This is a genomic window from Glutamicibacter sp. 2E12 (genome assembly GCF_050030965.1).
GTDB lineage: Bacteria > Actinomycetota > Actinomycetes > Actinomycetales > Micrococcaceae > Glutamicibacter.
Genome location: NZ_CP188297.1, coordinates 1,714,011 through 1,740,127, shown reverse-complemented (window position 1 = coordinate 1,740,127; position 26,117 = coordinate 1,714,011). Strand labels below are relative to the sequence as shown.

Annotated in this window: 22 protein-coding genes; 13 read left to right on the top strand and 9 right to left on the bottom strand. The window is 62.1% G+C overall.

Annotation, left to right across the window (positions count from 1 at the left end; genetic code table 11):
• The first annotated feature begins 29 nt into the window (after window positions 1-29).
• Window positions 30-1,112 carry a zinc-binding dehydrogenase gene (locus tag ACP3TE_RS08135; RefSeq protein ID WP_105662291.1) on the top strand — a complete coding sequence of 361 codons (1,083 nt, stop codon included), beginning with the start codon at window positions 30-32 and terminating at the stop codon, window positions 1,110-1,112.
• A 79-nt stretch (window positions 1,113-1,191) separates the two neighbouring features.
• On the opposite strand, the gene ACP3TE_RS08130 is transcribed toward ACP3TE_RS08135, so the two are convergent.
• Entirely contained in the window at window positions 1,192-1,737 is a 546-nt protein-coding gene (locus tag ACP3TE_RS08130) for a hypothetical protein (protein WP_105656457.1), read from the bottom strand.
• A 213-nt stretch (window positions 1,738-1,950) separates the two neighbouring features.
• Here ACP3TE_RS08130 and ACP3TE_RS08125 point away from each other — a divergent pair, with 213 nt between their 5' ends.
• Complete coding sequence (locus tag ACP3TE_RS08125; protein ID WP_105656458.1) at window positions 1,951-2,337, top strand: nuclear transport factor 2 family protein; 387 nt, start codon at window positions 1,951-1,953, stop codon at window positions 2,335-2,337.
• 86 nt (window positions 2,338-2,423) lie between these two features.
• Here ACP3TE_RS08125 and ACP3TE_RS08120 read toward each other — a convergent pair whose 3' ends face one another.
• From ACP3TE_RS08120 to ACP3TE_RS08110, 3 genes are read right to left on the bottom strand one after another with little or no spacing between them, the layout of a single operon-like run.
• A complete protein-coding gene (locus ACP3TE_RS08120) occupies window positions 2,424-3,569 on the bottom strand; it encodes a flavin reductase (RefSeq protein WP_426735976.1) in 1,146 nt (381 codons plus the stop codon).
• Window positions 3,566-4,996, bottom strand: coding sequence for an MmgE/PrpD family protein (locus ACP3TE_RS08115; protein ID WP_133833895.1), 1,431 nt, complete (start codon window positions 4,994-4,996; stop codon window positions 3,566-3,568). The genes ACP3TE_RS08120 and ACP3TE_RS08115 overlap by 4 nt, the downstream gene beginning before the upstream one ends.
• A gap of 15 nt (window positions 4,997-5,011) precedes the next feature.
• Window positions 5,012-6,508, bottom strand: coding sequence for a 4-hydroxyphenylacetate 3-hydroxylase family protein (locus tag ACP3TE_RS08110; RefSeq protein WP_133833894.1), 1,497 nt, complete (start codon window positions 6,506-6,508; stop codon window positions 5,012-5,014).
• A 247-nt stretch (window positions 6,509-6,755) separates the two neighbouring features.
• Here ACP3TE_RS08110 and ACP3TE_RS08105 point away from each other — a divergent pair, with 247 nt between their 5' ends.
• Complete coding sequence (locus ACP3TE_RS08105; protein WP_286134662.1) at window positions 6,756-8,126, top strand: MFS transporter; 1,371 nt, start codon at window positions 6,756-6,758, stop codon at window positions 8,124-8,126.
• 168 nt (window positions 8,127-8,294) lie between these two features.
• The gene (locus ACP3TE_RS08100) at window positions 8,295-9,623 is read left to right on the top strand and encodes an LLM class flavin-dependent oxidoreductase (protein ID WP_133833893.1); all 1,329 of its coding nucleotides are present in this window, start codon (window positions 8,295-8,297) and stop codon (window positions 9,621-9,623) included.
• Between the two features lie 3 nt (window positions 9,624-9,626).
• Here ACP3TE_RS08100 and ACP3TE_RS08095 read toward each other — a convergent pair whose 3' ends face one another.
• Window positions 9,627-10,565 (bottom strand): LysR substrate-binding domain-containing protein, encoded by a 939-nt coding sequence (locus ACP3TE_RS08095; protein WP_166650760.1) that lies wholly within the window; start codon window positions 10,563-10,565, stop codon window positions 9,627-9,629.
• A 99-nt stretch (window positions 10,566-10,664) separates the two neighbouring features.
• On the opposite strand from ACP3TE_RS08095, the gene ACP3TE_RS08090 reads away from it, so the two are divergent.
• Complete coding sequence (locus ACP3TE_RS08090) at window positions 10,665-12,224, top strand: FAD-binding oxidoreductase (protein ID WP_426735972.1); 1,560 nt, start codon at window positions 10,665-10,667, stop codon at window positions 12,222-12,224.
• A gap of 290 nt (window positions 12,225-12,514) precedes the next feature.
• Window positions 12,515-12,778 carry a hypothetical protein gene (locus ACP3TE_RS08085; RefSeq protein WP_426735970.1) on the top strand — a complete coding sequence of 88 codons (264 nt, stop codon included), beginning with the start codon at window positions 12,515-12,517 and terminating at the stop codon, window positions 12,776-12,778.
• A 52-nt stretch (window positions 12,779-12,830) separates the two neighbouring features.
• On the opposite strand, the gene ACP3TE_RS08080 is transcribed toward ACP3TE_RS08085, so the two are convergent.
• Entirely contained in the window at window positions 12,831-13,106 is a 276-nt protein-coding gene (locus ACP3TE_RS08080) for an SDR family oxidoreductase (RefSeq protein WP_426735969.1), read from the bottom strand.
• A 280-nt stretch (window positions 13,107-13,386) separates the two neighbouring features.
• On the bottom strand, window positions 13,387-14,097 hold the full coding sequence (locus ACP3TE_RS08075) for a GntR family transcriptional regulator (protein WP_166650759.1): 711 nt from the start codon (window positions 14,095-14,097) through the stop codon (window positions 13,387-13,389).
• Window positions 14,098-14,233: 136 nt separating this feature from the next.
• Here ACP3TE_RS08075 and ACP3TE_RS08070 point away from each other — a divergent pair, with 136 nt between their 5' ends.
• The 6 genes from ACP3TE_RS08070 (at window position 14,234) to ACP3TE_RS08045 (ending at window position 21,875) form a co-directional block, all read left to right on the top strand.
• A complete protein-coding gene (locus tag ACP3TE_RS08070; protein ID WP_426735967.1) occupies window positions 14,234-16,216 on the top strand; it encodes a flavin-containing monooxygenase in 1,983 nt (660 codons plus the stop codon).
• 2 nt (window positions 16,217-16,218) lie between these two features.
• The gene (locus tag ACP3TE_RS08065; RefSeq protein WP_426735966.1) at window positions 16,219-17,589 is read left to right on the top strand and encodes a carboxylesterase family protein; all 1,371 of its coding nucleotides are present in this window, start codon (window positions 16,219-16,221) and stop codon (window positions 17,587-17,589) included.
• A gap of 147 nt (window positions 17,590-17,736) precedes the next feature.
• Window positions 17,737-18,621 (top strand): VOC family protein, encoded by an 885-nt coding sequence (locus tag ACP3TE_RS08060; RefSeq protein ID WP_426735965.1) that lies wholly within the window; start codon window positions 17,737-17,739, stop codon window positions 18,619-18,621.
• 20 nt (window positions 18,622-18,641) lie between these two features.
• Window positions 18,642-19,532: a fumarylacetoacetate hydrolase family protein gene (locus tag ACP3TE_RS08055; RefSeq protein WP_426735963.1), complete on the top strand. Its 891-nt coding sequence runs from the start codon at window positions 18,642-18,644 to the stop codon at window positions 19,530-19,532.
• Between the two features lie 50 nt (window positions 19,533-19,582).
• Entirely contained in the window at window positions 19,583-21,211 is a 1,629-nt protein-coding gene (locus tag ACP3TE_RS08050; protein WP_133833887.1) for an FAD-dependent monooxygenase, read from the top strand.
• The gene (locus ACP3TE_RS08045; RefSeq protein ID WP_105662279.1) at window positions 21,204-21,875 is read left to right on the top strand and encodes a GntR family transcriptional regulator; all 672 of its coding nucleotides are present in this window, start codon (window positions 21,204-21,206) and stop codon (window positions 21,873-21,875) included. Before ACP3TE_RS08050 ends, ACP3TE_RS08045 begins: the two co-directional genes overlap by 8 nt.
• A 3-nt stretch (window positions 21,876-21,878) precedes the next feature.
• Here ACP3TE_RS08045 and ACP3TE_RS08040 read toward each other — a convergent pair whose 3' ends face one another.
• Together ACP3TE_RS08040 and ACP3TE_RS08035 are read right to left on the bottom strand one after the other, a co-directional pair.
• A complete protein-coding gene (locus tag ACP3TE_RS08040; protein WP_400341741.1) occupies window positions 21,879-23,042 on the bottom strand; it encodes a glycerate kinase in 1,164 nt (387 codons plus the stop codon).
• A gap of 258 nt (window positions 23,043-23,300) precedes the next feature.
• Window positions 23,301-23,738 (bottom strand): MarR family winged helix-turn-helix transcriptional regulator, encoded by a 438-nt coding sequence (locus ACP3TE_RS08035; protein ID WP_105656474.1) that lies wholly within the window; start codon window positions 23,736-23,738, stop codon window positions 23,301-23,303.
• 67 nt (window positions 23,739-23,805) lie between these two features.
• Between ACP3TE_RS08035 and ACP3TE_RS08030 the strand changes: the two genes are divergently transcribed.
• Complete coding sequence (locus ACP3TE_RS08030; protein WP_426735959.1) at window positions 23,806-25,224, top strand: MFS transporter; 1,419 nt, start codon at window positions 23,806-23,808, stop codon at window positions 25,222-25,224.
• The last annotated feature ends 893 nt before the right edge of the window (window positions 25,225-26,117 follow it).

Below are 26,117 nucleotides of genomic sequence, written 5' to 3'. Positions count from 1 at the left end.
TAGAATAAGAATCTAACGAAGGATCTGCAATGCGCGCAGCGGTCATCAACTCCATCGGCGAAGGTTTCAGCATCGAGGAACTCGAAGTCGACGAGCCGCGGGGGCAAGAAGTTCTGGTGAAGGTCGAAGCCGCAGGCCTGTGCCACTCGGACCACATAGTTGCCACCGTAGACCGCGGGCGCCCCTTGCCGATGGTGGTCGGCCACGAAATGGCTGGCACCGTCGTCGCGCTAGGCCCCGAAGCCACCGACTTCGAAGTGGGAGACCATGTCATCGCCACGGAAATCAGCTTCTGCGGGAGCTGCGAAGAATGCGTCAACGGAGCGACATACCGCTGCTTGAATCCCCAGCATGCGCTGCGCGGACCGGATACCCCGGCACGCTTGACGCGCAACGGCGAGCGCGTAGAAGGCTTCGGCGTGGCCGGTTTCGCCGAGTACACGGTCCTGCACCAGAACAAGCTGGTCAGGGTGCCCAAGGAAATCCCATTCGCGCAGGCTGCTGTGCTTGGCTGCGCGACAGCCACCGGCGTGGGCGCGGTGCTCAACGCCGCCAAGGTTTCCCCCGGGGAAACCGTCGCGGTCATCGGCTTGGGCGGCATCGGCCTGAATGTCATCCAGGGAGCCAAGCTGGCCGGCGCCAAGACCATCATCGGCATTGACCTGCAGCCAGAGAAGCTGGAGCTGGCCAAGAAATTCGGAGCCACCCATGTCATCAACGGCGGCACCGAAGACGTGGTCAGCGCCATCCGCGCCATCACCGGCCGCGGAGTCCACCATTCCTTCGAAGCCATCGGCATTGCCCCCACGCAGCGCCAGGCCCTGGAAGTCGCCAAAACCGGCGGACACGTGTATTTCATCGGCATTCCCCAGGGCAAGCCGCTGGAAATGAATATCATGCTGGACCTGCTGATCCCGCAGCGCAATCTCCACGGCATCTACATGGGCTCCTCCACGGTCCGCAATGACATTCCCTACTACGCCGAGCTCTATCTGCAGGGCCGGTTGAATCTCGATGACCTGGTGGCGCAGGAGATCCAGCTCGACGAGATCAACGAAGCCTATGCAAAGCAGGAAACCGGGTCCATCGCCCGCAGCGTGATCCGCTTCTGATCCGCATGAGCAACAAGCTGCAGGCCGCGAACCAGTTTCCTGGTTCGCGGCCTGCAGCCCAGCTAGTGGCGGCCAGCCTCTATTTGCCTTCCTTGGCGGCCCGCTCCTTCTCGATGGCTTGGACCTGGGCAACCATGTCCGGAGCAAAGGCATAGAGCTTGCCCTCTGACTGATGGACCCAGAAGCGCCCGCACAGATCAGTCGTCTCGCTTTGGCCATCGGCTGGCCACCAGTCGGCATCCAAGGTGCGGGTAGCTGAGATCTCGTCAGGCTCGAGGTTCTTGGTGCGCGGGTCAGAAGCGTAGGCCTTGGCCAGTTCTGCTTCGGTCGGATTCCCAACGGTTTCCAGAGCCTTGCACTGTTCGCTGTCCAGCTTGCCGTCGTAGTTCAGCATGAAGATGCGTTCAGCGCCGGTATTGCGCTGGACCAGCTGAACGTCGGTGCCGCCGGACGGAACCCAGTCGGGCAGCACACCATCGGCCACGGCCTTCTCTGAAGTTTTGGCAGTTCGAGTGGTGGATTCATCGTACTTGTCGACGAAGAGATCAGAACCGCTGCAGCCGGTGAGCAGGAGAGCGAAGGGAAGGGCGAGCGCGCCAGTGGCGAGGTACTTTTTCTTGAGCATGATTCCATCGTAGAAATTTCCGCGGCCCGGGGAATCAGCGATGCGAGGTAACTATCCCGTGCCCGGCTCATACCCTCGGCTGATAGTTTCCACTTCTGGGATCAACCCTGAAACTCCATCTCACCCAGTAAAAGCACTCGCTAATATCCGCACATCGCCACTGCTTATTGGTAGATTGCCTACGAACCAAACGCTACTTAGGAGCCATCACCGTTGACGACTATTGACCCTGCGGCACTTGAATCGGAACTGCGCATCGCAGAAGAACGGCGCCTTTCGGCCATGCTCGCCCGTGACCTCGAAACCTTGGGGAACCTGCTTGAGCCGGATTTGCAGTACACCCACTCCACCGGTCGTGTCGATGACCGCGACTCATTGCTGGAACTGCTCGGTTCCGGGGCCGTCGAATATTTGGCGCTCAGCCACGACTTCGAGTCCGTTACCCAGGAGGGCAACGTGGTGGTCGTCGAAGGCAGCATGAAAATGCATCTGATTTCCGGAGGCGTCGAAAAGCATCTGGCAACTGCCAACCGCACGGTGTGGGCCAAGACCGGCGGCCAGTGGAAGCTGCGCCTCTTTGTCGGGGCCACAGCGCAATAGGCCCGCACTTCGACGCTTTAAAAGCCACGGCGGCAGGCTGGATCTTCCAACCTGCCGCCTTTCCACAGTGGCTATCGCCTCAACGCCTAGACCTGGCCGCCATGGCGGGCCACTGCTTCACGAGCCAGCGCCTTGCCGAACTCGGTGTGCGCGGCAAGCGCTGCCTGGGCCGCTGGCGCGTCACCGGCAGCCAGCGCTTCGGTCAATTCTGCAACGTGGCGGTGGTCCAGCTGGCGCGACCACTGCTCTGCGGTCAGCGCTTGGCGCCAGACGGTGCCAATTCCCAAACGGCGGAAGGAATCCACCAGCTGGCTGGAGCCGGCAACGCCAACCAGAGCATCGTGGTAGGCGACATTCAGGGCCAAGAACTCTTCCAGGTCGGATTCCGAAGTCTCACGCAGGTCAGCCAGCTTCGCGGTGATCTCGCGCAGGCTGGAAATGGTCTCTTCGGAAATCTTGCCCAGGTGCGAGGCGATCACCCCGGACTCGATGGTGGCGCGCGAGTCGTAGGCCGAATCGGTCAATTCTGCGGTAATCGGCTTTGGCTGGTATTTTCCGCTTTCGGTGCGGAAGACCAGGTGCTCGCTTTCCAGCTTCACCAGCGCGTTGGCTACATGATCAGCGTCGGCCCGGGAAGCCGCGGCGATGGCATCCACGTCGAGGTCTTCGCCCAGTGGACTGGTGCGCAGCAGCACCCAGGTGCGGGTGGCCTGGTAGGCACCCAACTCCTTGGTCGGCTCCAGGCGGCCCATGGTTCCGCGGTAGTAGGCCAGCGGTTCGCGGTCATGGGCTTCAGCGTGGCTGACCAGTCCCAGGAAAACGGTGTGGGTACCGCCGGTCGGGGTTTCGGCCACATGGCATACGATCGTGGCCAATGCGCCGTCAATCAGCGGGATGCCCTCCGCGGAGAGGGTATGCGGCACGGTAGCGAACTTGTCCTCGCCCTTGCGGCCGAAGTGGAAGGCCAGCGCGCCCTGGTCCTCGGCCAGGATGTTGATGCCGAAGACGCCTGCTTCAACTACCCGGTCATGGGTGGAGCTGGAGCGGTTCAGGCAAGCGAGCATCATTGGCGGTTCCATCGACAGGGAGGACACTGCCGAAGCGGTGGTGCCGTAGAGCTGGCCGTCCACGGCCGTGGTGATCACCGTGACACCGGAGGCGAAGTGGCCTACGACGTTGCGGAAGGTGTTCATGTCTACTGGGGTGACCGATTCAAAGTTGGTGATGCTCATGGGAGTTGCTCCTGGTAATTCGGGGTGAAGTTTCTAGCGGGGTCCAGCGCCGCCATCAGATCAGTCAGATCCGGTGCGCTGGCGAGGTGTTCGAGCTGGTGCTGCAACGCGTCCTTGCGTGCTGCCAGTTCTGGATGCGAGAACTCGAGATTCTTCGAGAACTTCGCAACTACCTGGTCATGCTCCAGGGGTGTGCGCAAGATGTTTCCGTCCGGGTGCTCCACGCGCACGTGGCGCACCTCGCCGCTGCGCAGCCGTGCAGTGATCTCCGCCGTCAGCCGCTGGCTGTTAGGCAGGGTGCCGGCTAGCTCGATGCGCCCGAGCATCTGCGCCAGCTCCGGGTCCGCCAGCGCGCTGGCGGTCAGGTGCTCGGGGCGAACCGTTCCGCGGATCAAGGCGATCGCCGCGGTGGCGTGCACCGAGAACAGGGCTGCCACGGTGCGGGTGTCCCCCGCCTCGAAGCGCGCCCCGACGAATCCGTTCAGGGTCCGCTCGCTCAGGTGGACGGTGAGGCATACGATGTCCTTGTAGCCCACCGTGCCGTCGGCCACCAGTTCCGCGCAGGCCTGCAGCGAAGGCTGCGCGGCCCGGCAACTGGCAAAGGGCTTGATCGTGCAGTCCCCATGGAAGCTCACGCCAAGATCCGCCACCGCCAGTTCCGGCTGCGCGTCGATGCCGAACAGCTGGAAGTAGCCGTGCTTGCCGGTCAGCGGATCATCCGCCGCCTTCATGCCGGCTTTGGCCAGCTGCGCGGCGGAAATTCCGGAGCGGGCTGCGAAGGCCATGGGCAGCTTGAAGCCGTTGGCCCCATCGAAGATCGCCGCCACATTGCCCGAAGCCTGGTTGACCGCAATGCCGATGGCATGGCGTGCCTGCGCCTTGTCCAGGCCCAGCATCCGGCTGGCGATTCCAGCGGCGGCCAGGGCATTCAAGGTGCCGGTATTATCCTGCCCCGAGTACACGTCGAAGCCGCCGGCGATGGCCAGGCGGGCTGCCAGGTCATCGCCCAGCGCCAGCGCGGCCAGTGCTTCTTCTCCGGTGGCGCCGGTGGCTTCGGCCAGGGCCAGCACGACGGCCACGGTGGTTCCGGAGATGTGGGCGGCGACCTGCTTGCCGGCCGGGCCTTCGGCTTCCACCGGCTCGAAGTCGAAGGAGCGGATCAGGGCCGCGTTGACGAAGGCCGCGGAGGTGGCCGGAAGCTTGATTCCGGTACCCAGCACGGTTGCTTCATCGCCGTGGCCCCAGGCCTGCGCCGCTTCGATGAGTCCGGCAATGTCGTCGGCGCGGTGCCCTGCCAGCCCAACGCCCACCGAATCCAGCAGGCGCTGGTTCACGCGCTGGATCGTGGCCGTCGGCAGCTGGCCGTACTGGGTTTCCAGCAGGTGCTCGAGCAGCGCGTCGAGCACATCGGGCGTCGGGTTAGCCATGATTTTCCTGCTTCCCTAGGCGCGCGTTGCCGCGGCGTCCAGGTCCAGTGCGGCCTGCTCGGCGATCACCGGGCTGATGCCCACCTCGGCGAACATCGCCTCGAAGGCACCGGTCTCGCCCTTCATCTGTGCCTTGCGGTGATCCAGCCCGCGGGCACGGCTGACCGACCCCAGGTAGAAGCGCTCGTACAGTTCGATGCGGCTGCCCAGGGCGGATCCGGCGAAGTCCCAAGCGGTGCGGAAGATCTTGGCGCGTTCCTCCGGCGCGATGCCGTTGGCTCCCGGCAGGTACTTCTTGAGCAGTGGGCCCAGGCGCGGGTCCTCGAAGGAGGCCGCGGTCGGGGTGGCCAGCAGGTTGTGGCTGCCCATGGACTTGATGATGTCGTTCACGCGGGCCATCCAGATGGGCATCATGGTGCGCAGCGCGGAGATGTCGTCGTGGCAGAAGAACGCCCCGCCGCCCCATTCGGACGCGTTGACCTCGGCCGAGTGGATCACGGCGCGGGCGATGCGCAGGTAGGAATAGATCTCGCCGAGCATCGATGCGGTGTCCGGCTTGTTGTCGGTGGCGGTGACCTTGGCCATCTGCACGCACAGGTCGTAGGCGAACTCCAGCTTCACCGAGGCGCGGATGGCGGTCTGCTGCTGGGTGTTGCCGGTGGCGGTGCCGGCGTTCAGGGAATTGTAGACATCGAGCTGGCCGTCGATGAACACGCGATCCCAAGGGACCAGCACGTCGTCGAAGATGATGACCGCATCCTGCTCGTCGAAGCGCGAGGAGAACGGCTTGTCCACTACCGGCTGGTCCACGCCGTAGTGGTCGCGGCAGACCGAGACCACGCCGCTGGTGGCGACCGGGATCGCGAAGGACAGCGCGTATTCCTCGTAGCCCTTCTGGATGGGCACCGCCGGGTAGACATAGAGCTCGTCGGCGATCGGGCCCAGGGTGGCGAGCATCTTCGCGCCGCGCACGATCAGGCCTTCAGCGGTGCGGTCCACCACGCGCAGGGTCAGCTCTTCATTGATGCCCTGCAGTTCGCCGACCGACTTGTCGATGGCCGCGTGCACGATGGTGTGGGTCAGCGCCAGGTCGTTTTCCTGCACATGGCGCCAGTAGTTCTCCAGGCGCTCGTAGTAGACCGGGTCGCCGGATTTGGCGAAGATGTCCGGGCGCGAGGCGTGGCCGGCGAGCACCACGTTGACGTAGTCGGGGGTGCGTCCGAGCATGCCATTGGAGTAGCGGGCCAGGCGGTCGAACGCGCGGTGGCGGCGGGCGATGTCTTCTGCGTTCTTGGGACGCAGCAGGGAGACGTTGTGCTGTTCGCCGGTCTGTTCGTCGTTCATCAGGCAGTCATCGGCGTACTTGTGCTGGTAGTCGAAGTAGGCGGCCATGCCGTTGATCGAGCCGGCAAATGCCGGGTGCTCGGTGACGTCAATGCGCTGATCGCCCAGCCAGACCTCGCGGGAATCCTTGAGCCCTGCCAGGTACTGCTCTCCAGTGCGTGCACTCATCTTCGCTGCTCCTTATCGGGCGTCCCGCTGAGCGGGTTCAAAAATATATTCTGTGCATCAGTTTATATAACTTATGTGACCCAGATCAAGCTCTGAGTCGAAGAATTTTTTCAAACCCGCAGGATCACGCGGTTTTCAAGGGCTGAAGAAAATATTATCTGTCTTAAAATGCGTAAAAAGTGGACAAGGTTAGTGAAATGGGCCACTATGGCTTAAGTCACATCAGCGATCAGGAAGGGTTCTCGTCGTGTCCGACTCGCAACAGAACCAGCCAGTGCCGGCAATGGAGCCAAGCGACTCCCTCAACACCAAGGATTTGCGCCGCATTCTCGGATCCAGCTTCTTGGGCAGCGTCATCGAGTACTACGACTTCATCTTGTACGCCACTGCGGCGTCGCTGATTTTCGACAAGGTCTTCTTCGGCAACCTGAGCCCGGGCTTGGCACTCTTCGCCTCCTTCGGCACCTTGGCCGTCGGGTACATTGCCCGCCCGCTGGGCGGCATCGTCTTCGGCCACTTCGGCGACCGCCTTGGCCGCAAGAAGATGCTGGTGCTTTCCATGATGATGATGGGCGTAGCCACCGTTGCCATTGGCCTATTGCCGACTACCGCAACCATTGGCGCAGCTGCCCCGGTCATCCTGGTCTTGCTCCGCGTGGTCCAGGGAGTCGCAGTTGGCGGCGAATGGGGCGGCGCCACCCTGATGGCCTTGGAACATGCACCCGCTTCCAAGCGCGGTTTCGCAGCTTCCTTCGCTAACGCCGGCGCACCGGCCGGTGGCTTGCTGGCCACCTTCCTGGTTTCCTTCATCTCCTTCTCCACCGGTGATGCGTTCCTGGAATGGGGCTGGCGCATTCCGTTCATCTTCTCGGCAGTCCTGATCATCATCGGCATGGTGATCCGCCTGAAGGTCGCAGAAACTCCGGTCTTCCAGGAGCTGGATGCCAAGGCCGCCGAGCGCAAGCAGGAGCGCAAGACTCCTATCTCGCTGGTGCTGAAGAACCATTCGCGCACCGTCATCATCACCCTGATCGCTTCCCTTGGCTTCTACACCTGCCAGGGCGTGCTGACTTCGTGGGGCGTTTCCGAAGCCGCGGCCCAGGGCGTGGACCGCTCCTTTGTGCTGAACACCAAGGGCTACGCGGCCATGGTCACCATCGTGGTCTGCCTGCTGGCCGCCAAGCTCTCGGACAAGTACGGCCGGAAGATGATCCTGACCATCGGCGGCACCGCCGGCATCCTCTGGGCCTTCCCGGCAGTCTTCCTGATGAGCAACGGCACCGGCTGGGGCTTCGCAGTTGCAGTCATCGTCGGCAACGGCGTCATCCAGGGCATCCTGGCCGGACCGATCGGCGCCTACATCTCCGAGCTGTTCCCAGCTGATGTCCGCTACACCGGCGCCTCGCTGGCCTACCAGGGCTCCTCGACCCTTGGGGCCGGCTTCACCCCGATGATCTGCACCGCGCTGGCCGTCAGCTTCGGCATCACCGCCGTAGGCATCTTCTGGGTGGCAATCCTGATCGTCGGACTGGTCGCCATCCGCATCAGCCCGGAAGGCGCCGCCCTGCCTCCCAAGGCAGCCGCGTCAGCGCCGTCCAACGCAAAGCTGAACGCCTGAACCCCGGCACCGGTCCGCGTATCAGTTGATACGCGGACCAGCTTTTAACACCAAACATCAATTTTTCTGAACGCTATGGCGCAAAAGTTCTCCATTTACGACTTTAGAGACTCTTGAAACCATGGACTCAGTGCTTCCCGTCACATCCGCAGGAAAGGATGAGTTTCAATGACTCCCAAGAACCCCCAGCACATGGTGCTCACGACCTTCATGCTCCCCGCTGGCTACCACAAGGACTCGTGGCGCATGGACGGCTCGCGCTCCGAGGAGCTGGCCAACCTGGAATTCGTCTACGACCTGACCAAGATTGCTGAAGACGCCAAGCTGGACGCCATCTTCTTCGGCGACATCGTCCATGCCAACACCGTAATGCGCGGCGATATCAAGATGAACGGCTTCTACGAGCCGATCTCGGTACTTTCCGCACTGGCAGCACGCACCAAGAACATTGGCCTGATCGGAACCGTTTCCACTTCCTTCTCGGAGCCATACAACCTGGCCCGCCAGATGGCCGGACTGGACCACATGTCAGGTGGCCGCGCCGGGTGGAACATCGTGACCAGCTCCGATGGTTTCCAGAACTTCGGCATGGACTGCGCGCCGGATCCAGCCACCCGCTACCGCCGCGCCACCGAGTTCGTCGAGGTAGCCAACCAGTTGTGGGATTCGTGGGAAGACGACGCCGTCACCAACGACAAGGAATCGGCATGGTACGTGGACACCGACAAGATCCACCCGATCAACCATGAGGGCGAATTCTTCAAGGTGCAGGGCCCGATCAACATGCCGCGCAGCCCGCAAGGCCGCCCGGTGCTGGTGCAGGCCGGCTCCTCGGGACCAGGCATGGAACTGGGCTCCTCGGTGGCCGATGGCATCTACACCGCGCAGCCGCTGAAGGAACCATCGGTGGAGTTTTACGCCAAGTTCAAGGCGATGGCGGCTGCCAAGGGCCGCAACCCCAACGACATCAAGATCATCCCGGGCATCCTGCCGATCCTCGGCGACACCCAGGCCGAAGCAGATGAGCTGGCCGAGGAACTGGCCAACCACATCCACCTGGAAAACGGCCGCGTGCAGGTGGGTGCCGATCTGAAGATGGATCTGTCCTCGCTGGACTTCAACGAGAAGATTCCCGCCGAGTGGTTCTCCGATGACCCGGCCCTGGGTTCGCGCTACCAGATCTACCGCCGCAAGTCGGTGGACCAGGGCATGACCCTGCGCGAGCTGATCGTTGACCTGGCCCGCTCCACCGGACACCAGTGGATGGCCGGCACCGCCTCGGCAGTGGCAGACCGCATGATCGACTGGTTCGATTCCAAGGCCTGCGACGGCTTCAACCTGAACGCCCCGTTCAACCCAGGCGGCTTCAAGCTCATCTGCGACAAGCTGATCCCTGAATTGCAGAATCGTGGCTACTTCCGCACCGAATACGAGGGCACCACCCTGCGGGATAACTTCGGATTGTCCTACCCGTCCTCGATCCGCACGCGCGTCTAGCCGCTAGCTGCGCCGGCCCGCATTCTCGAAGAGTTCCGCGGCGACTTCCACCCAGGCTTGGGCACGGGAGTTCAGCCGCGAACTGCGGGGCCAAGCCACCGAAACCGGAACCACGGCGATATTTTCGTCATCGAGTTTCAGCGGCTTGAGCACCACGTTCAGCTCTTCATAGGGTGCTTCCAGGGCCGGCTGCTGGAACAGCACAGCCACCCCGCGGCCGGTACTGACCAGCGAGCGCACGGTCGCATAGGAACGCGAGCGGTGCCGGATCATCGGTTCCAGCCCGCTGCCCTGGTACAGGCCGAGGATGCGCTGGGTGATCGGCTCGGATTCGAAGAGGACCAACGGCTCGTTCGCGATTTCACGCAATGACACCGACGGGCTGGCGGCCAGCGGATGCCCGGAAGGCAGCAGTATCTGGGCCTCGGCCATCGCCACGGTGGCCGAACGCAAGGCTGGTGAGATCTCCGATCCGTAGAGGAAGGCGACATCGATGGAACCATCGAGCAGCGCATGCTGCATTTCCTGGTGGAACCCCTCCAGGAAATCGACCTCCACCTTCGGGCATTGCTGGGCAAAGGCACTGAGCATGGGCGGAATGATGATCGGGCCCAGGGGCATGAAGCAGCCAACGGTTAACGGGCCGGCAAGCTCTTCGCGAGTTCCCTGGCCCATGGTTTCCAGATCATGGGCCCGCTCCAGCAGTTCCCGGGCCTGGAGCAGCACGGTCTTGCCGGTCGCGGTCAACGTCAGCCCCTTGGCCCGGCGCTTGATCGCCAGCTCGGCACCGACGATGCGTTCGAGTTCCGCGATGGACATGGAAATTGCCGAAGGCGCCAGATGCAGCCGGCGGGCAGCTTCGGCCATGGTTCCAGCCTCGGCCGCGACAACGAAGTGCCAAAGCTGGCGCAAGGTCAGTTGCGGGTGGGACACAAGATTCATGTCATCAAGCATATTGATGACGGCACGAAACAAAGCAAGTTTTTTAGATTAAGACAGTGGGGCCGCGGCGTTCGCCGATGGCCAGTGGAAGGGTGAATCATGGATCGTCGTGAAGAATTTCTTGAGGCAGCCAAGGAAATCGTTGGCGCAGAAAACGTTGTTCCCTTGGGAGATTCCGAGGGCTACTTGGATCCCTACCCGCTGAACCCGGGCCGTACCCCTTGGCCCGGCATCCGCCCGGCCAGCACCGAGGAAGTGCAGGCCATCGTCAAGCTGGCCACCGAGCACGAGGTACCGTTGTGGACCTTCTCCTGCGGCAAGAACCTGGGCTATGGCGGCCCCGAACCACGCGATACCGGGATGGTGGCGCTGGATTTGAGCCGCATGAACCGCATCATCGCGGTCGATGAACGGCTGTGCTACGCCGTGGTGGAGCCCGGCGTCACCTTCTTCGATCTCTTCGAATACATCAAGGAACGCGGCCTGAAGGTCTGGATGTCGGTTCCGGCCTTGGGCTGGGGCTCGGTCATGGGCAATATGCTCGACCGCGGCTACGGCATGACCCCGCTGGGCGACCACGTGAAGTCCTTGTGCGGCATGGAAGTGGTCATGCCCGACGGCGATCTGGTCCGCACCGGCATGGGCGCGATGGACGGCACCGAGCTGGGCCCGATCTTCCAGGGCGGCTTCGGCCCGACCTTGGACGGACTGTTCACCCAGTCCAACTACGGCGTGGTTACCCAGGTCGGACTGTGGCTGATGCCGGCGCCGCACACCTACGTCAATGGCGATATTTTCGTCGACGACGAGGCGCACCTGCCGCAACTGATCGACATCCTCACCACCTTGCGCCGCGAGGAAATCATCCAGAACAATGCCCTATGCGGCAATGTGGTGCGCGCGGCAACCATGCGCGGATCGCGCGCCGACTTCTGGGATGGCGAAGGTTCCATTCCCGACTGGCGCCTGGAAGAAATGCGCCAGGAATTCGGCATTGGCCAGTGGAACTGCAAGTTCGCCTTCTACGGCGACCGCGAACTGTGCGAACGCCGCCTGCAAATCGTCAAGGACAGGATCAGCGTGATCCCCGGTGCCCGCGTTGACGCCCGGTTCTACTCGGGAGAAGAAGGCTTGGCCTTGCAGCATGAGGACATCGCCGCCCAGGACCGCACCCAGATGGCCGGCGTCCCGACCTTGAAGCCGCTGTCCACCGTGGGCTGGGCCGCTGAAAACGGCGGACACATCGACGCGGCGCCGATCATCCCGGCCCGCGGCGAACTCGTGGCCGAGTTCTACCAGGAAGCCAAGAAGCTCTACGCGAAGCACGGCTTCGACCTGTACATCGGGTACCACCTGTACCCCCGGCATATGGTTCACGTGACCATGATCTTCTTCGAGCGCGGCAACCAGGAGATGCTCGCCCGTGCGCGCGCCCTGTACTCCGAGCTGCTCGATGCGGCCCGCGCCCGCGGCTACGCACCGTACCGCAGCCACGTGGACTACATGGACCGCATTGCCGACGGCTTCGACTTCAACGACAACGCAGCACGCCGCCTGCAGGAGAAGATCAAGGATGCACTGGATCCGGCGGGGATCCTGGCCCCTGGCAAACAGGGCGTCTGGCCTGCGCGCTTCCGCGATCAGCGCTCCAGCGTCTAGCCCCAAGCCCGCGCCTTGAGCCACGCATGATCCCCTCACCGCAATAGGCAGTGGGGGGATTTTCATATGGCTCTTCCCCGGAATTAGCGTCGACAGAGAATTGGGCATACGCCCCCCGCCAGCTCGGAAGATGCTAGGAAAGTACAGCACACTCCATTTTTACATGCGTTGATTTAATGAACCATTGATATAAAGTGGAGAAGATCGGGCACAACGCGCAATCGTGATCACACTGGTATTGAGCATATGCAAACCGACGAATCCCGAATGAGCGCCAGAGGAGCAGTTAAGTGAAAGACTTCTTCCAGTCCCTGTCCAAGCGTGCATTTGCGATCCTCATCGCTATCGTGGTTCTGATTCTGATCGCAGTGCCAACAGCTCTGATGTCGGGACTTCTGAGCAGTATCTTTGATTCACCGGCAGAAGGCATCCGAGTATTTTTCATCATGGTCGGCGCTGGCGCAGTTCTCCTTGTATGCGAGCTATTCGTCGAAGAAGCACGCGAACGCCGCCAACTGAAAAAGCGGGCTCTGGCATCGGGCAAAAAGAAATAATCTCCTGCTGGCACTAGTTTCGTTCCCGCCACCATCCGGACCCACGCCACTGCTAGAGACCGCGCGCAAAACCACCGTCAACGCGAACGTTCTGTCCGGTCATGTAGCTTGACTCGTCGCTGGCCAAGAAGCGCACGGCCTTGGCAATCTCGGTGGTGCTGGCAGCACGGCGCAAGGGAATCTTCTGGACCCATGTTTCAGGAACCGTGCTCGGGCCCTCCTTGGTGAAGCCGGGAAGCACGTTATTCATGCGTATGCCCTCGGGCCCGTATTCATCGGTGTACACCGGCGAGGGCCAGGCACTCCAGGCTATTAATTCCTTGCGCAATCAGTTCCTTGAACGAATGCATTCACGCTACTGAACTCCCATTCGGGCTTCTTAAGCTGGGTCGCTGCGAAAAGCGGCGACCCAGCTCTTGCCTTGATAGCGCCGCAAAACAGGCTTGCCGGCCATCCGCGTTGCCCAAACACTGCCGGGATAGAGGCCGGATGCGTGCAGCATCATGATGGAAACTGCGCTTGCGCCGGCTCCGGAACCAGTCGGGGATGTTCCCGCTGCAGCAATCCGGGTCAGGGCCTGGGCGTGGGAATGCCCACGAAGGTTCTGGCTACTTGAGCAGCTTCACGTGCGGCAAGCAGGCTAGCCCGACCTCGCCACCGTTTTTCACCGCACTGAGCGTGGTTTCGTAGTGCGCACGCAATAGCTGGCCAGCCAGTTCCGCATTGCGGTCCAGGGCGGCGTTGAGGATATCGCGATGCTCCTTGTCCAGGTCCCGCTTGGCGTCACGGGTGGCCGGTCCGGCCCAGCGTCCATAGAGCTGGATCAGGTCAGACAAGGTTCGAGTCACCTCGGTCAGCAACGGAACACCACAGGCCTCAACGAGCTTGTCATGGAAGTTCTGATGCGCGTGATTCCATGCCGGGGTGTGGTTATCCGGGTCTTCGTCCGAACGGCGCGGCGTGCGCTCCAGGGTGTGGTGCGCTGCCATCAGCTCGCTCTCCCACTCCAATGGCGCACGTTCGAAGCCCAGCGAAATTGCCAGCTGCTCGTTGACGCAGCGCATTTCCACGATGTCACTCAAGTCGGCCAACGACAGTTCCGGGACAAAGAAGCCCTTGTTGGGTCGAAGGGTGACGAGCTTGTCCCCCACCAGCCGGGTCAACGCTTCGCGAATGACCGTACTCGAGGTTTCGTAATGCTCAGAAAGATGCGTGAGCTGCAGCCGGGCGCCTGGTTCCCAGCGCCCATCCAGGATATCGGTGCGCAGGGTGTCGCGGATGTGCTTTGACATCGTTTCTGAATCGGTGCGTTTCGCCATGACACAAATCATACCAAAGTCGGCGAAGAATACATTTTTAGTTGACTTATGCATAACCAAGAGGTGACACTGGTTACATCACGCGCCTGCCAGACCCTGTCGCGCACGGCCCGAAAAGACTTGCTAGGAGTAACCAATGAGCGAATCACTGATCGAGACCGCCGCCACCAAACAGGTAGATGACCTGTACTGGCGTGCAAACTACTCGGCTATCACCGAAAGCGACGAGCAGCTGCGCAAGATCGTTGCAAGCACCGACCTGCCGCCACTGATGGTGGCCCTGGCCGCGGCAACCGGCGATTACTCGATCCTTCGTGATGAGCTGCGTCCACCGCAGCCGCCGGTTGACACCGTGGGCCAGCCGCACGGTGGCATGGACGCCGCAGCTCAGGAAGCGGCCCGCGAATTGGCCTTCCAAGCACTGCGCCGGATCCGCGATGAAAAAATCACCTCGGTGGAGACCCTGGACGACGAGCAGGCCACCACGATCCTGGACTGGATCACCAACCAGGCCACCACCGATTATCACCAGATGCTCAAGCACGACATGGCATTGGTTCCCGAAGTGAGCGGCGCACCGGCCTTCACCAAGGAACAGGTTGCTCCCACCCGCGACTTCACCGTGGCAGTCATCGGCTCGGGCGTGGCCGGCATGGCCGCCGCTTACCGGCTGAAGCAGGCCGGCCTGGACTACACCGTCTTCGAGAAGGGCCACGAAGTCGGCGGTACCTGGTGGAAGAACACCTACCCGGGCGTGCGCCTCGATACCCCCAACTACGCCTATTCATTTTCCTTCGCGCAGCGCGATGACTGGCCCCAGCAGTTCTCCGAAGGCCCCGAGATCCACAAATACACCCGCGACGTCGCGGAACGCGGCGGCATCACGCAGAACATCCAGATGGGCACCGAGGTGCTTTCGGCTACCTGGGATGAAGAAGACGGACGCTGGGTGCTGTCCATGATCGTGGACGGCGGCGAAGTCCAGGAACGCCGCTTCAATGCCGTCCTGACCGCCGTCGGCCAGCTGGACCGCCCGAAGTTCCCCGATACCCCGGGCCACGACACGTTCGCCGGCGTCCACGTGCATTCGGCCGAATGGAAGCCGGGCATCGATTTGAAGGGCAAGAAGGTTGCCGTCATCGGCACCGGCGCCAGCGCCTACCAGATCGTCCCAGCCATCGTGGATGAGGTCGAAGAGCTCAAGATCTTCCAGCGCTCCTCCCCTTGGATGCTGCCTACCCCGTTCTACTACGAGGACATGCCCGAATCGGTGACCTGGCTGGTCGAGCACCTGCCGCAGTACGGCCAGTGGCTGCGCTTCTGGCAGCACTGGCTGGGCGTCGAGGGCCGCCAGCACACCACCGCCGCGGATCCTAACTGGACCAAGGACGGTTCAGTGTCCGCGGTCAACGAGCGCGTGCGCCAACAGCTGACCGAGATGCTCAAGGAGCAGTACGCCGATCGCCCGGACCTGCTGGCCAAGGTCACCCCGGACTACATCGTGGGCGGCAAGCGCATGCTGCGCGATAACGGCGTGTGGGCCAAGAGCCTGAAGAAGCCGCAGACCACCCTGGTCACCTCGGGCATGAGCGAAATGACCGAGGACGGGATCATCGATGGCGACGGCACCCTGCACGAGCTGGACGTCATCATCTACGCCACCGGCTTCCAGGCTTCCGAATTCCTCGAGCCGCTGCGCATCACCGGCCGCGAGGGCAAGGACATCCACGAATACTGGGGCGGCAACGCCACCGCCTACGCCGGGGCCACCGTGCCGGGCTTCCCGAACCTGTTCATCGTTTCCGGACCGAATACCGGGCATGTGGTCAACGGCTCGCTGTTCTCGATGATCGAGTACGGCCTGACCTACATCCTGGATGCACTGAACATCGTGCTCGACAAGGAGATCAAGGCACTGGACCTGAAGCAGGAGGTGCTCGACGCGTTCGTGGCGGATCTCGATGCCGCCAACGCGCAGAAGGCCTGGGGCCACCCCGAGGTGCACACCTGGTACAAGAACAAGTTCGGCCGCGTCTCGCAGATCTGGCCTTACCCGATCGTCGAGTACTGGAACATCACCCGCGCGGTCGACCGGTCGCAGTACACGGAAATCCGCTAGGCATGGGGGTTTACAGCTACGCGCAGCGCAGCGCCGGGCGCTTCGGCAAGCTCAGTGAAGCCACCGGACTCACCACAGCGCAGCCGGCAATTTTCCCGCAGGCCCCAGGTTCCCTGGATTGGTTGCTAGGTCCTGCACTGCAGGAACTGCCCCAGTCCGAGGATGCTTTCCAGGTTGCAGTCTTTGCTCCGCAGGATGCCAAGGACCTTCCGGTGATGGTTTTCCTTCCCGGCGGCGGCTTCGTTTCCGGCGCCGGCACCGTGCGCTGGTACGACGCGCAGGACTTTGCGGAGAAGCAGAACTGCGTGGTGGCCGTGGTCAACTACCGCATCGGATTGCTGGCCCACAATCAGCAGGTGGGCGGCGGGAATACGCCGCCCGAAGAACTGCTCTTGGCCCTCGCATGGGTACAGCGCAATATTGCTGAACTCGGTGGCAACCCGCAGGAAGTCACCCTGGCAGGCCAGTCCGCAGGTGCCTTCTGGGCCTTCGCATTGGCCCAGCTTGAGGCAGCCCGTGGACTGTTCGACAGGCTCTACGTTGGTTCGCTGTCCTTCCAGCCTCCGATGGGTGAAACCCAGGCGCAGGAACGCAATGCGGTGATGGCCCAAGCGCTTAATGGCACCGCCTTGGCCGAGGCCAGCTCCGAGCAGCTCTTGGCTGCCGGCACAGCACTGGCCCAGGCTTGGGCCGGGCGCGGCTTGGGCCTCTACCCGAGTGCCGATGAGTCCGTTCCGGCGGATCTTTTTGATACCGCGCGGGCAGTCGAACGCCTGCATGTGAAGCAGCTATTGCTGTCCTACACCGCCGATGAGGCAAGTGCCTTCATTGGCATGGCCCCCGAGCAGGCATTCACCCTCGATAGTGTGCGCGGGTTTATTGCAGGGAACTTCAATGAACCGCAAGAAGTCTTCGACGCACTGATTGCCGCAGAACCGCAAGCAACGGCCAAGTCACTCATGGTCAGGACGATGAGCCTGCACCAGATTCAACTCTATGCCGTGGAATTGGCCGACGCGGCAGCCGCTGCCGGCATCCAGGTTCAGCTCCTGGGCTTCGAGGTTCGCTCCCCGTTGCCTCACGCTGGTTCGTCCCACTGCTTAGAGCTGCCGTTCCTCTTTGGCAACCGCGAGCACTGGCAGGATGCCCCGATGCTCGATGGCGTGGCCGATGAGCTCTTCGAGCAAACGGCGAAGGTTCTGGGTGATGCCCTAGGGTCATTTATCCGTCTGGGAATCGCGGCTACCAGCGATAATAACGCTCTTCCTACGCACCAGACGGGTGCTCAATCACTGACAGCACTGGGGGAGACAGGCCTGATCAAGCGCGAAATTCAGCGTCAGTTCAGCACCAGGCGACCGGTTTTGTCCTAGTCTTTGCGCGCCTGTTCTTGCGGACCAGCAGGTCGGCTCGCGCAGGCGCGCGAGTCTTTTTCCGAAAGCACTAGACAATCTAACTTAATGCAAATAATCTAATTATCTAGGTCGCAATATTTTTATCGGCTACAGAAGGGATCCACCATGGCTTGGGGATTAATCAGGGAAATGGGCCACGTGTCCATCCAGACCAATGACATCGAAGGATCCATCTTCGACGCCACGCAGCTGCTCGGCCTGCGCGTCACCGAACGCACCGGCAACGAGGCCTACCTCGCAGCGAACTCAGTGCACCACGAGCTGACCTACGTCGAGTCCGAAGTCAACGGCATCCACTCCCTGGGCCTGATCGCGCAGAACGGCGACGCGCTGCGCGAGATCCGCAAGCGCGTAGCCAACGAGAACTTCAGAATCGTCTCCGAAACCCCGGTCTCCGCCGGCGTGCAGGACGGCTTCTCGTTCATCGGCCCCGAAGGCTGGATCTTCGAGGTCTACACCGGCATGCAGCACAACGACCGCGGCCTGCTTTCCTTCGGCCCGGACCGCTACGGCCACATCAACTTCCACCCGCGCGACGTGCGCGGCATGATGGAATTTTTGCGCCGGATCTTCGACTTCCGCCTCTCGGATGTCATCGGGGATGACTTCGCCTACTTCATGCGCTGCAACCCGGATCACCACGGCATCGCGCTGATCAAGGGCCAGGGCACCTTCCACCACCACGCCTGGCAGGCCCAGTCGATCGGCGACCTCGCCAAGCTGGGCGACCGCCTGGGCGCGGCCGGCCGCGAACTGATCTGGGGCCCGGTCCGCCACGGCGCCGGCCACAACATCGCCGCCTACTACGTGGAAACCTCCGGCGCGGTCGTGGAGCTCTACACCGATTTGGAGCAGATTTACGACGATGAGCGCGATCCCATTATCTGGGGCGAAGACGAGAACTGGTGGAACATGTGGTCCAACCGCCGCACCGAGGACTTCCGCACCTTCGGCATTCCCACTGTCACCGAACTGAAAACCTTCATCTAGAACACCCGAAAGGCACCACCATGCAGTACGTATCCTTCAAGGCAGCTGACGGCACCGAAACCTGGGGCGTGTCCATCGACGGCACCGTCTACGATCTGGGCCCCACCGGCAAGAACCTGGCCGCCAATACCCGCGACGCGATCGAAAAGGGCATCTTCGGCACCCAGCTGGACCTGTCCGGCGCGCCAACCATTGCCGAGGCCGAGATCGACTTCCTGCCCTCGGTGACCAACCCGGGCAAGATCATCTGCATCGGCGTGAACTACCTGGCCCACCAGGAAGAGTCGGGCAAGACCGGGCAGACCGCACCGACCGTCTTCACCCGCTTCGCCGACTCGCAGATGGGCCACCTGGCCCCTGCGGTCAAGCCGACTTCCACCACCAAGTTCGACTACGAGGGCGAAATGGCCCTGGTCATCTCCAAGGAAGCCTTCCACGTGGAGAAGGAAGACGCCTGGGACCACATCGCCGGCTACGCCTGCTACAACGACTTCTCGGTGCGCGACTGGCAGAAGGCCGCCAGCCAGTGGATCCCGGGCAAGAACTTCCCGGGCACCGGCAGCTTCGGACCGTACCTGGTTCCCGCAGCCGATCTGGGCGACATCACCACCGCTGTACTGGAAACCCGCGTAAACGGCGAAGTGCGCCAGAACGCCCCGGTATCCAACCTGGTCTTCGACATCCCGACCCTGATCAACTACGTCACCGGCTTCACCCAGCTGAACCCGGGCGACGTGATCGTCACCGGCACCCCGGGCGGAGTGGGCCTGTTCTACGGTCCAGAGGGCCTGATCAACCACGGCGACGTCGTCGAGGTCGAGATCACCGGCCTGGGCATCCTGCGCAACACCGTGGCCGACGAGGCTACGCTGCTGGCTGGCGCACAGGCCACCGCCGGCGCCACCGCCTGACGCGCAGCCGCGCACTGTTAATACACGAAGCACAAAGGAAGTAGCGGGCAGTGGCACAGTCTCATGAAATCGACGTCCTGGTCATCGGCTCGGGTCCCACCGGCCTGACCGCCGCCAACCTGCTGGCAGATACCGGCCTGCAGGTTGCATTGATCGAAAAGAACCCGGGCAGTGGCGATGAGCCACGTGCCATCAGCGCCACCGATGAAACCCTGCGCGTCATGGCGCACCTGGGAATCATGGATGAGCTGGGACCGCAGATGCTCATGGACACCGGTGCCCGCTACTTCGGCCTGGGCGGCAAGGTCATTGCCGACGTTCGCCCCGGCAAACCCCGCCTAGGTCAGCCCGGCAAGAGCCAGTTCGACCAGCCAATCATGGAAGGCCTGCTCTACGAGGCCGCCACACTGCGCCAGAACCTGGGCCTGCACTACGCCACCGCGGCCACCAGGATCGAACAGCATGCCGACCACGTGATCGTGCACGCCACCCGCACCGGCGAAGCCACCACCGGATTCAACGGCTCCAAGGCAGCAGACACCGGGCAGAACCCCTACGCAGTAGCAGAAGGCGAAGAAACCGCCCTCGAGTTCAAAGCCAAATGGGTACTTGCCTGCGACGGCGGTCGCTCCTTCACCCGACGCGAACTGGGCATCGGCCTGCAGGGTTCCACCCAAACCGAACGCTGGATCGTGGTGGATCTGCTGGATGTGCCGGGCAACCCCGAACCTTTCGCGTCCTTCCACTGCAACGGGCAGCGCCCGGCCGTAGTGGTCCCCGGGGTCGGTGGCCGCCGCCGCTATGAATTCATGCTCTTCGATCACGAAGATGGCGACGCGATGATCACCCCCGAATCCATCACCGCCCTGGTCGCACCATTCCAGGACACCAACGTGGTCTCCGTACGCCGCGCCGCGGTCTACACCGCACACCAGCGCATCGCCGACACCTACCGCAAGGGACGCATCCTGTTGGCCGGCGACGCCGCGCACCTGATGCCGCCCTTCGCAGGGCAGGGGCTGAACGCCGGCATCCGCGACGCCGTGGGTGCTGCTTGGCGCCTGGCCGCGGTCATCAAGGGTGAAGCAAGCGAAGTGCTCATCGATGACTACGAAACCGAGCGTCGCCCGCATGCCGAGGAAATGGTCAAGCTTTCCAAGCGCATCGGCTGGGTAGTGATGAACACCAACCCCGTGATCACCCGCGTGCGCGATGCCGTGGTCACCAGCACCCGCATCATCCCACCGCTGAACCGCTGGCTAACCGGCATGCGCTTCCTCAAGCAGCCTCACTACACCACCGGCACCGTCGCCGCACCGGTTTCCGGGGTTCCGCACCTGGCCCAGAACTTTGCCGGTCGCATGCTTCCGCAGCCAAACCTTGAGGTCAATGGCGCCACTGTGATGCTCGACGAGCTGCTGTCGGCCGGCTGGAACACCATTGAGGTGGCTGCCGGATCCCAGCTGGTCTTCACCAATCAGGACGGCGATAGCGTGAGGGCCAAGGACATCAACCGGGTCTTCGATACCGCCACCGGTACCGTACTGCTGGTGCGTCCAGACTACTATGTAGCAGGCATTGCACCAGCACGCGAGGTCGACCAACTTCTGGAAGCGCTCAGCGCCAAGGCCACCGTGCTGCGCACCTTCGGTGCCGCCAAACAAGGAACTCGTGGCTAGGCCAGCAGAAGCTGCCCTGTCCGGCATCCGCGAAGCCATCCTTGATGGCGCGTGGATGCCCGGCGAGCGCCTTGCTCCCCCGCATCTGGCCCAGCGTTTTTCCACCAGCACCACCGTTATCCGCGAATCCCTCACCCGGCTTTCCGGTGAGGGTTTGGTGGCGGCGATCCCCAACCGCGGATTTTTCGTACCGGAGCTGAACCTGCAGCAGTTGCAGGATCAGACTGAGCTGCGCTGTGTCACCGAGGAATTGGCGGTCAATCTGGCCATCACCCGCGGGGATCTGGAGTGGGAGTCCGCGCTGATTGCCACGCATTACAGGCTGTCCAAGGCACCGCGCCGGCAACAAGATAACCCGGAGCAGTTCACCCCTGAATGGGGTAAGGCGCACCGCGATTTCCATCAGCTGCTGCTGGCTCCATGCGCCTGCCCGCCGATCCTTGAGCTGTCGGCCAACCTGGCCAATTCCACCTTGCTCTACCGGCGTTGGGCGGCCGCTTCGCAGGGTGCCACGCACCGAAATGTTGAGGCCGAGCATGAGGCCATGCTGCAGGCGGCACTTGATCGGGATGCACCTGCCTTGGCTGCGCGCTTGCGAACCCACTATGAGGCTTCGGCCAAGATTATTCTGGATGCCGGCCTGCTCAAGCTGGATATTTTCTAGCGCCTAGCGCAGGAAGGTTCGGGCCACGCTGAAAGCTGTGCGCTCGGCTAGCTCCATGGTGTCTGCTGAAAGTTCTGCCAGCGTGGCCGGACCTGGCGCAATCGAGTACGCGGCCAGGATTCCCGAGGCCTCCAGCTGCTCATCGGACAGCTGCACCGAACCGGCCACCACGATCACCTCGGCCTGTTCACCGGCAGCCTGCAACACCCCGGAAACTACCTTGCCGTCCAAGGATTGCGCATCCAGCCGGCCTTCACCGGTGATCACCAGGTCAGCGTCGGCCAGAATTTCATGGGCACCAAGTACCTTGGCCACCAAATCCCAGCCCGGCACCAGCTCCACCTCGAAGTAGGACCCTAGGCTCACCGCAATCCCGCCGGCAGCCCCCATGCCCGGCTGCTCACGCAGTGCCCGGCCGGTATTGGCTTCCAAAACATCGGCCAGTTGCGCCAACCCCTTATCCAGAATCTGGACATCATTTTCACTGGCGCCCTTTTGCGGACCGAAGATCGCAGCCGCACCCTTGGCGCCCAGTAGCGGGTTGGTGACATCGCAGGCGATTTGCCAGTTAACCTGCCCGGCCCGGGCATCCAGCTGCGAAACGTCGATCCGCGACAGCTGGTTCAGTGCCCCGCCCCCTGCGGGAAGCTGCTCCCCGTTGGCGTCCAAGAATTTTGCGCCCAGTGCGCTGAGCAAACCCGTTCCGCCATCGGTGGTTGCTGAACCGCCTAGGCACAGGATGATCCGGGCGACCCCTAGGTCCAGCGCGTGAGATACCAGTGTGCCCAACCCATAGGTAGTGGCATCCAGTGGTTGCCGTGGCACGTCGCTCACCTGCGGCAACCCGGCTGCTTCGGCCGCTTCCACCACCGCGATTTTCCCGTCGGCCGAAAGCCCCAGCCGGGAGGTGACCGGGCGCCCCAAGGCGTCGGTGGTCTCCAGTGCGATCGCCTCGGTCCCCCAGGTGTCGATCAACGCTTCAAGGGTTCCCTCGCCGCCGTCGGCGAAGGGCACCGCGGTAATCTCGACCGCCCGCGACCGGCTAGCCGCACCCTTGCTGAAGCCTCGTGCCAAGGCCGCGGCTACCCCGCTGGCGCGGGCACTTCCCTTGAAGGAGTCGGGCACAATGGCCACCTTGCAGGGCATCGAATGCTGGGTTGAAGTCATACCCATCAGCCTAGGCACTCTTGAGACCTGCACCTATGGTCTTTTGACTGTAGTTCGAGCGAAGTTCGGGGCCTGCTTATGTGCATTTGTCTGGCTCGCAGATGCTTTTCAAGTGCATCGCTAATAGCTAGCTCTGCCAAAGGAATGGCACAGAAAGCGGCATTAGAGTTTAAAACACCTCTTGAAGGTGCGAGTGATGATCGTAAGGATTCCCGTCGGATATTGCCCGGCGGGAATCTTTCTTAACCAAGTTCGTGATTAGTCCCGCTGGGAGTCGCGGTACTCCTCGATGGAAGCGTTGAAGCGCTGCAGGTAGCCGGCGAACTGCTCAACATCCTCAGCCTCCCACTCATTCAGGATTCGATCCAGGGCATGGAGGGTTACTTCGCGGGCATGCTCCAGCTTCGCCAACCCCAGGTCGGTCAGCGTGATCTTACGCGCAATATGGCCATCGGGATCTGCGATGCGTTCTAGGTAGCCATCGTCGATTCCATGGGTTACCTGGCGTTGCAGGGTGGAGTTGTCCAGCCTCAGCCCGTGGCTTAGTTCCGCGATACTCAGCGGACCCTGGGCCTGAATGCGACTCATCAGCAGGTACACGCTGCGATCGACACCACCGAACTGGCGCTGCTGCGCGATGGTGTAGCGGCTGAGCATGAGCTGCTCGTATTCGATCTGTTCCAGATGGCGCTTCATTCCGAACTTCTCCAATGTGTAAAATACATATAGTATGTAGCTTACACATTTATCCCGGAAGGCTCTTGTGCCCAACCCCACCCCCACCGGACATCCGAAATCCGGACTCGCCGTCGGCATCCTCGCCACGGCAGGCATCGCCTCATCGCTCACCCAGACGATGGTTGCCCCACTGATCCCCCAGCTGCCTGGAATCTTCAGCACCTCACCGGATAACACCGCATGGATCATCACCGCGACCCTGCTGGCAGCTGCCGTAGTGATGCCGATTTCCGGTCGTCTCGGTGATATGTTCGGCAAACGCCGAATGATCCTGATCCTGGCCATCCCGCTGATCCTCGGTGGAATCATCTGTGCCCTGGCACCAAATGTCACCGTCATGATCATCGGCCGGGCCTTGCAAGGCTTTGGTTCAGGCATGATCCCTCTGGGTATCGCAATGTTGCGCGACCTCGTGGATAAGGCGCATCTGCCGGCAGCCATCGCCACGGTTTCCGCCACCCTTGGTGTGGGCGGTGCGATCGGCCTGCCGCTCTCCGCAGCGCTGATCGAGTTCTCTTCCTGGCGCGTGCTGTTCTTCTTCGGTTCGGCGATTACCGTTGTGGTGACCGCACTGATCTTGAAGTTCATTCCGGCAATTCCAACCATCGGCGCGAAAACCCGCTTCGATTGGCTTGGTGCCATCGGCCTGGCCATCGGCTTGATCGCCCTGATGCTCGGCGTTTCCAAGGGCTCCACCTGGGGCTGGGCTTCCCCGCTGGTACTGAGCCTGCTGATCGGCGCGGTCATCGTCTTCCTGCTGTGGGGAGTATGGGAACTACGCACCAGTGCACCGCTGGTGGACCTGCGCACCGCCGCAATACCCCGGGTGCTGTTGACCAATATCGCCTCGATCTTCGTGGGCTTCGGCATGTATTCCAGCTCGCTGGTGATGCCGCAGATCCTGCAGATGCCTACCGAGGCAGGCTACGGACTGGGGCAGGGCGTACTGGCCGCCGGCCTCTGGATGGCTCCAGCCGGCCTGATGATGCTCTTCCTCTCCCCTGTGGGCGGTCGACTGACCAGCGCCAAGGGCCCAAAGTTCACCCTGGTGCTGGGTATTTTCATCATGTCCGCTGGCTACGCGGTGGGCCAGATTGGCATGGGCAGCCTCTGGGGCCTGCTGATCACCAGCCTGGTCATCAACTCTGGCGTGGCCCTGGCCTACGGCGCAATGCCAGCCATCATCATGGGCGCAGTGCCACGCAGCGAAACCGGTGCCGCCAACGGCTTCAACACCCTGATGCGTTCGCTGGGTACCACCTCGGGTGCGGCAGTGATTGGCCTGGTTTTGGCCCAGATGACCACCGACTTCCACGGCACGGTGCTGCCCTCCGAAGCCGGGTTCCACATGACCCTGTGGCTCGGTGCGGGAATCTCCTTGCTGGCGGGGTTGATCGCCCTGTGCATCCCGGCACTGGCCAAGCCCGCCCCGGAGAAGATCTAGTTCACCTCCAGGGATCCATGGCCTACGCGCAGTGCATGCTTACCGCATCCACAGAATGCCAACCTAGAGTATTAAGTACCTCATGAAGGTGCGAGTGATGACGTAGAAACTGGCACTGTCGGTCTTGCGACAGTGCCAGTTTCTGTATCCAAAACCTTTTTGCTCGTGTCCAGCAGTCCGCCGGCCCTGCGGCCAGCCCTCATGGAGTTGAAGCAATTCCCCAAACCTGCAGTTGGCGCTCAGCGCCGGCATAGCTTTGCACCCTACAGTGGTAAATACCTCATGAAGGTGCGAGTGATGATCGAGTAACCCCGGCAAAGCAATTCGCCGGGGTTACGATTTTAACCGGCCGGCGGATAGTCGGGTAGTTGGGTGCCCACTTTAAGTGAGTTGCCCTACAGAGCTACTCGCCCTTTATTGAACAGATTGGATCAACGACCCGCCCTCTGGCCTCAATAGCGCCTTGCCCTTGTTCCACCTCGGATGCACTACTTACCATGACGATACCCCACGTTCGGCAAACACTTGTTCCGGTCGATCGCAGCTCGCTCACCTGCAACTTTTGGCTCCGCTCACACACGCTTTCATGGATGGACATATCGAAAAGGGTATACATTTTGGCATTGAAAGTCGTTCGTGAATCTAACCCCGATTCGCCCCCCGGGGCTATCATGTCCTGAATTTCTCAATACTTTTATCCGCGGTCCTCGGCAACAGCCTGGTCCGTCCACAAGTCTTACGATCTAGGTGCCATCTGCGACCTGATTTAGTGACCCCGATGTGAATCGGTCGGCTGAGGGGCTAAGTCGAGCCTGTCCTATATGCATTAACGTCGGGCTTAAAAACATCCGGAGTGACTGAATTGTGACTATTAATTTCGCTTGACTCCTAAA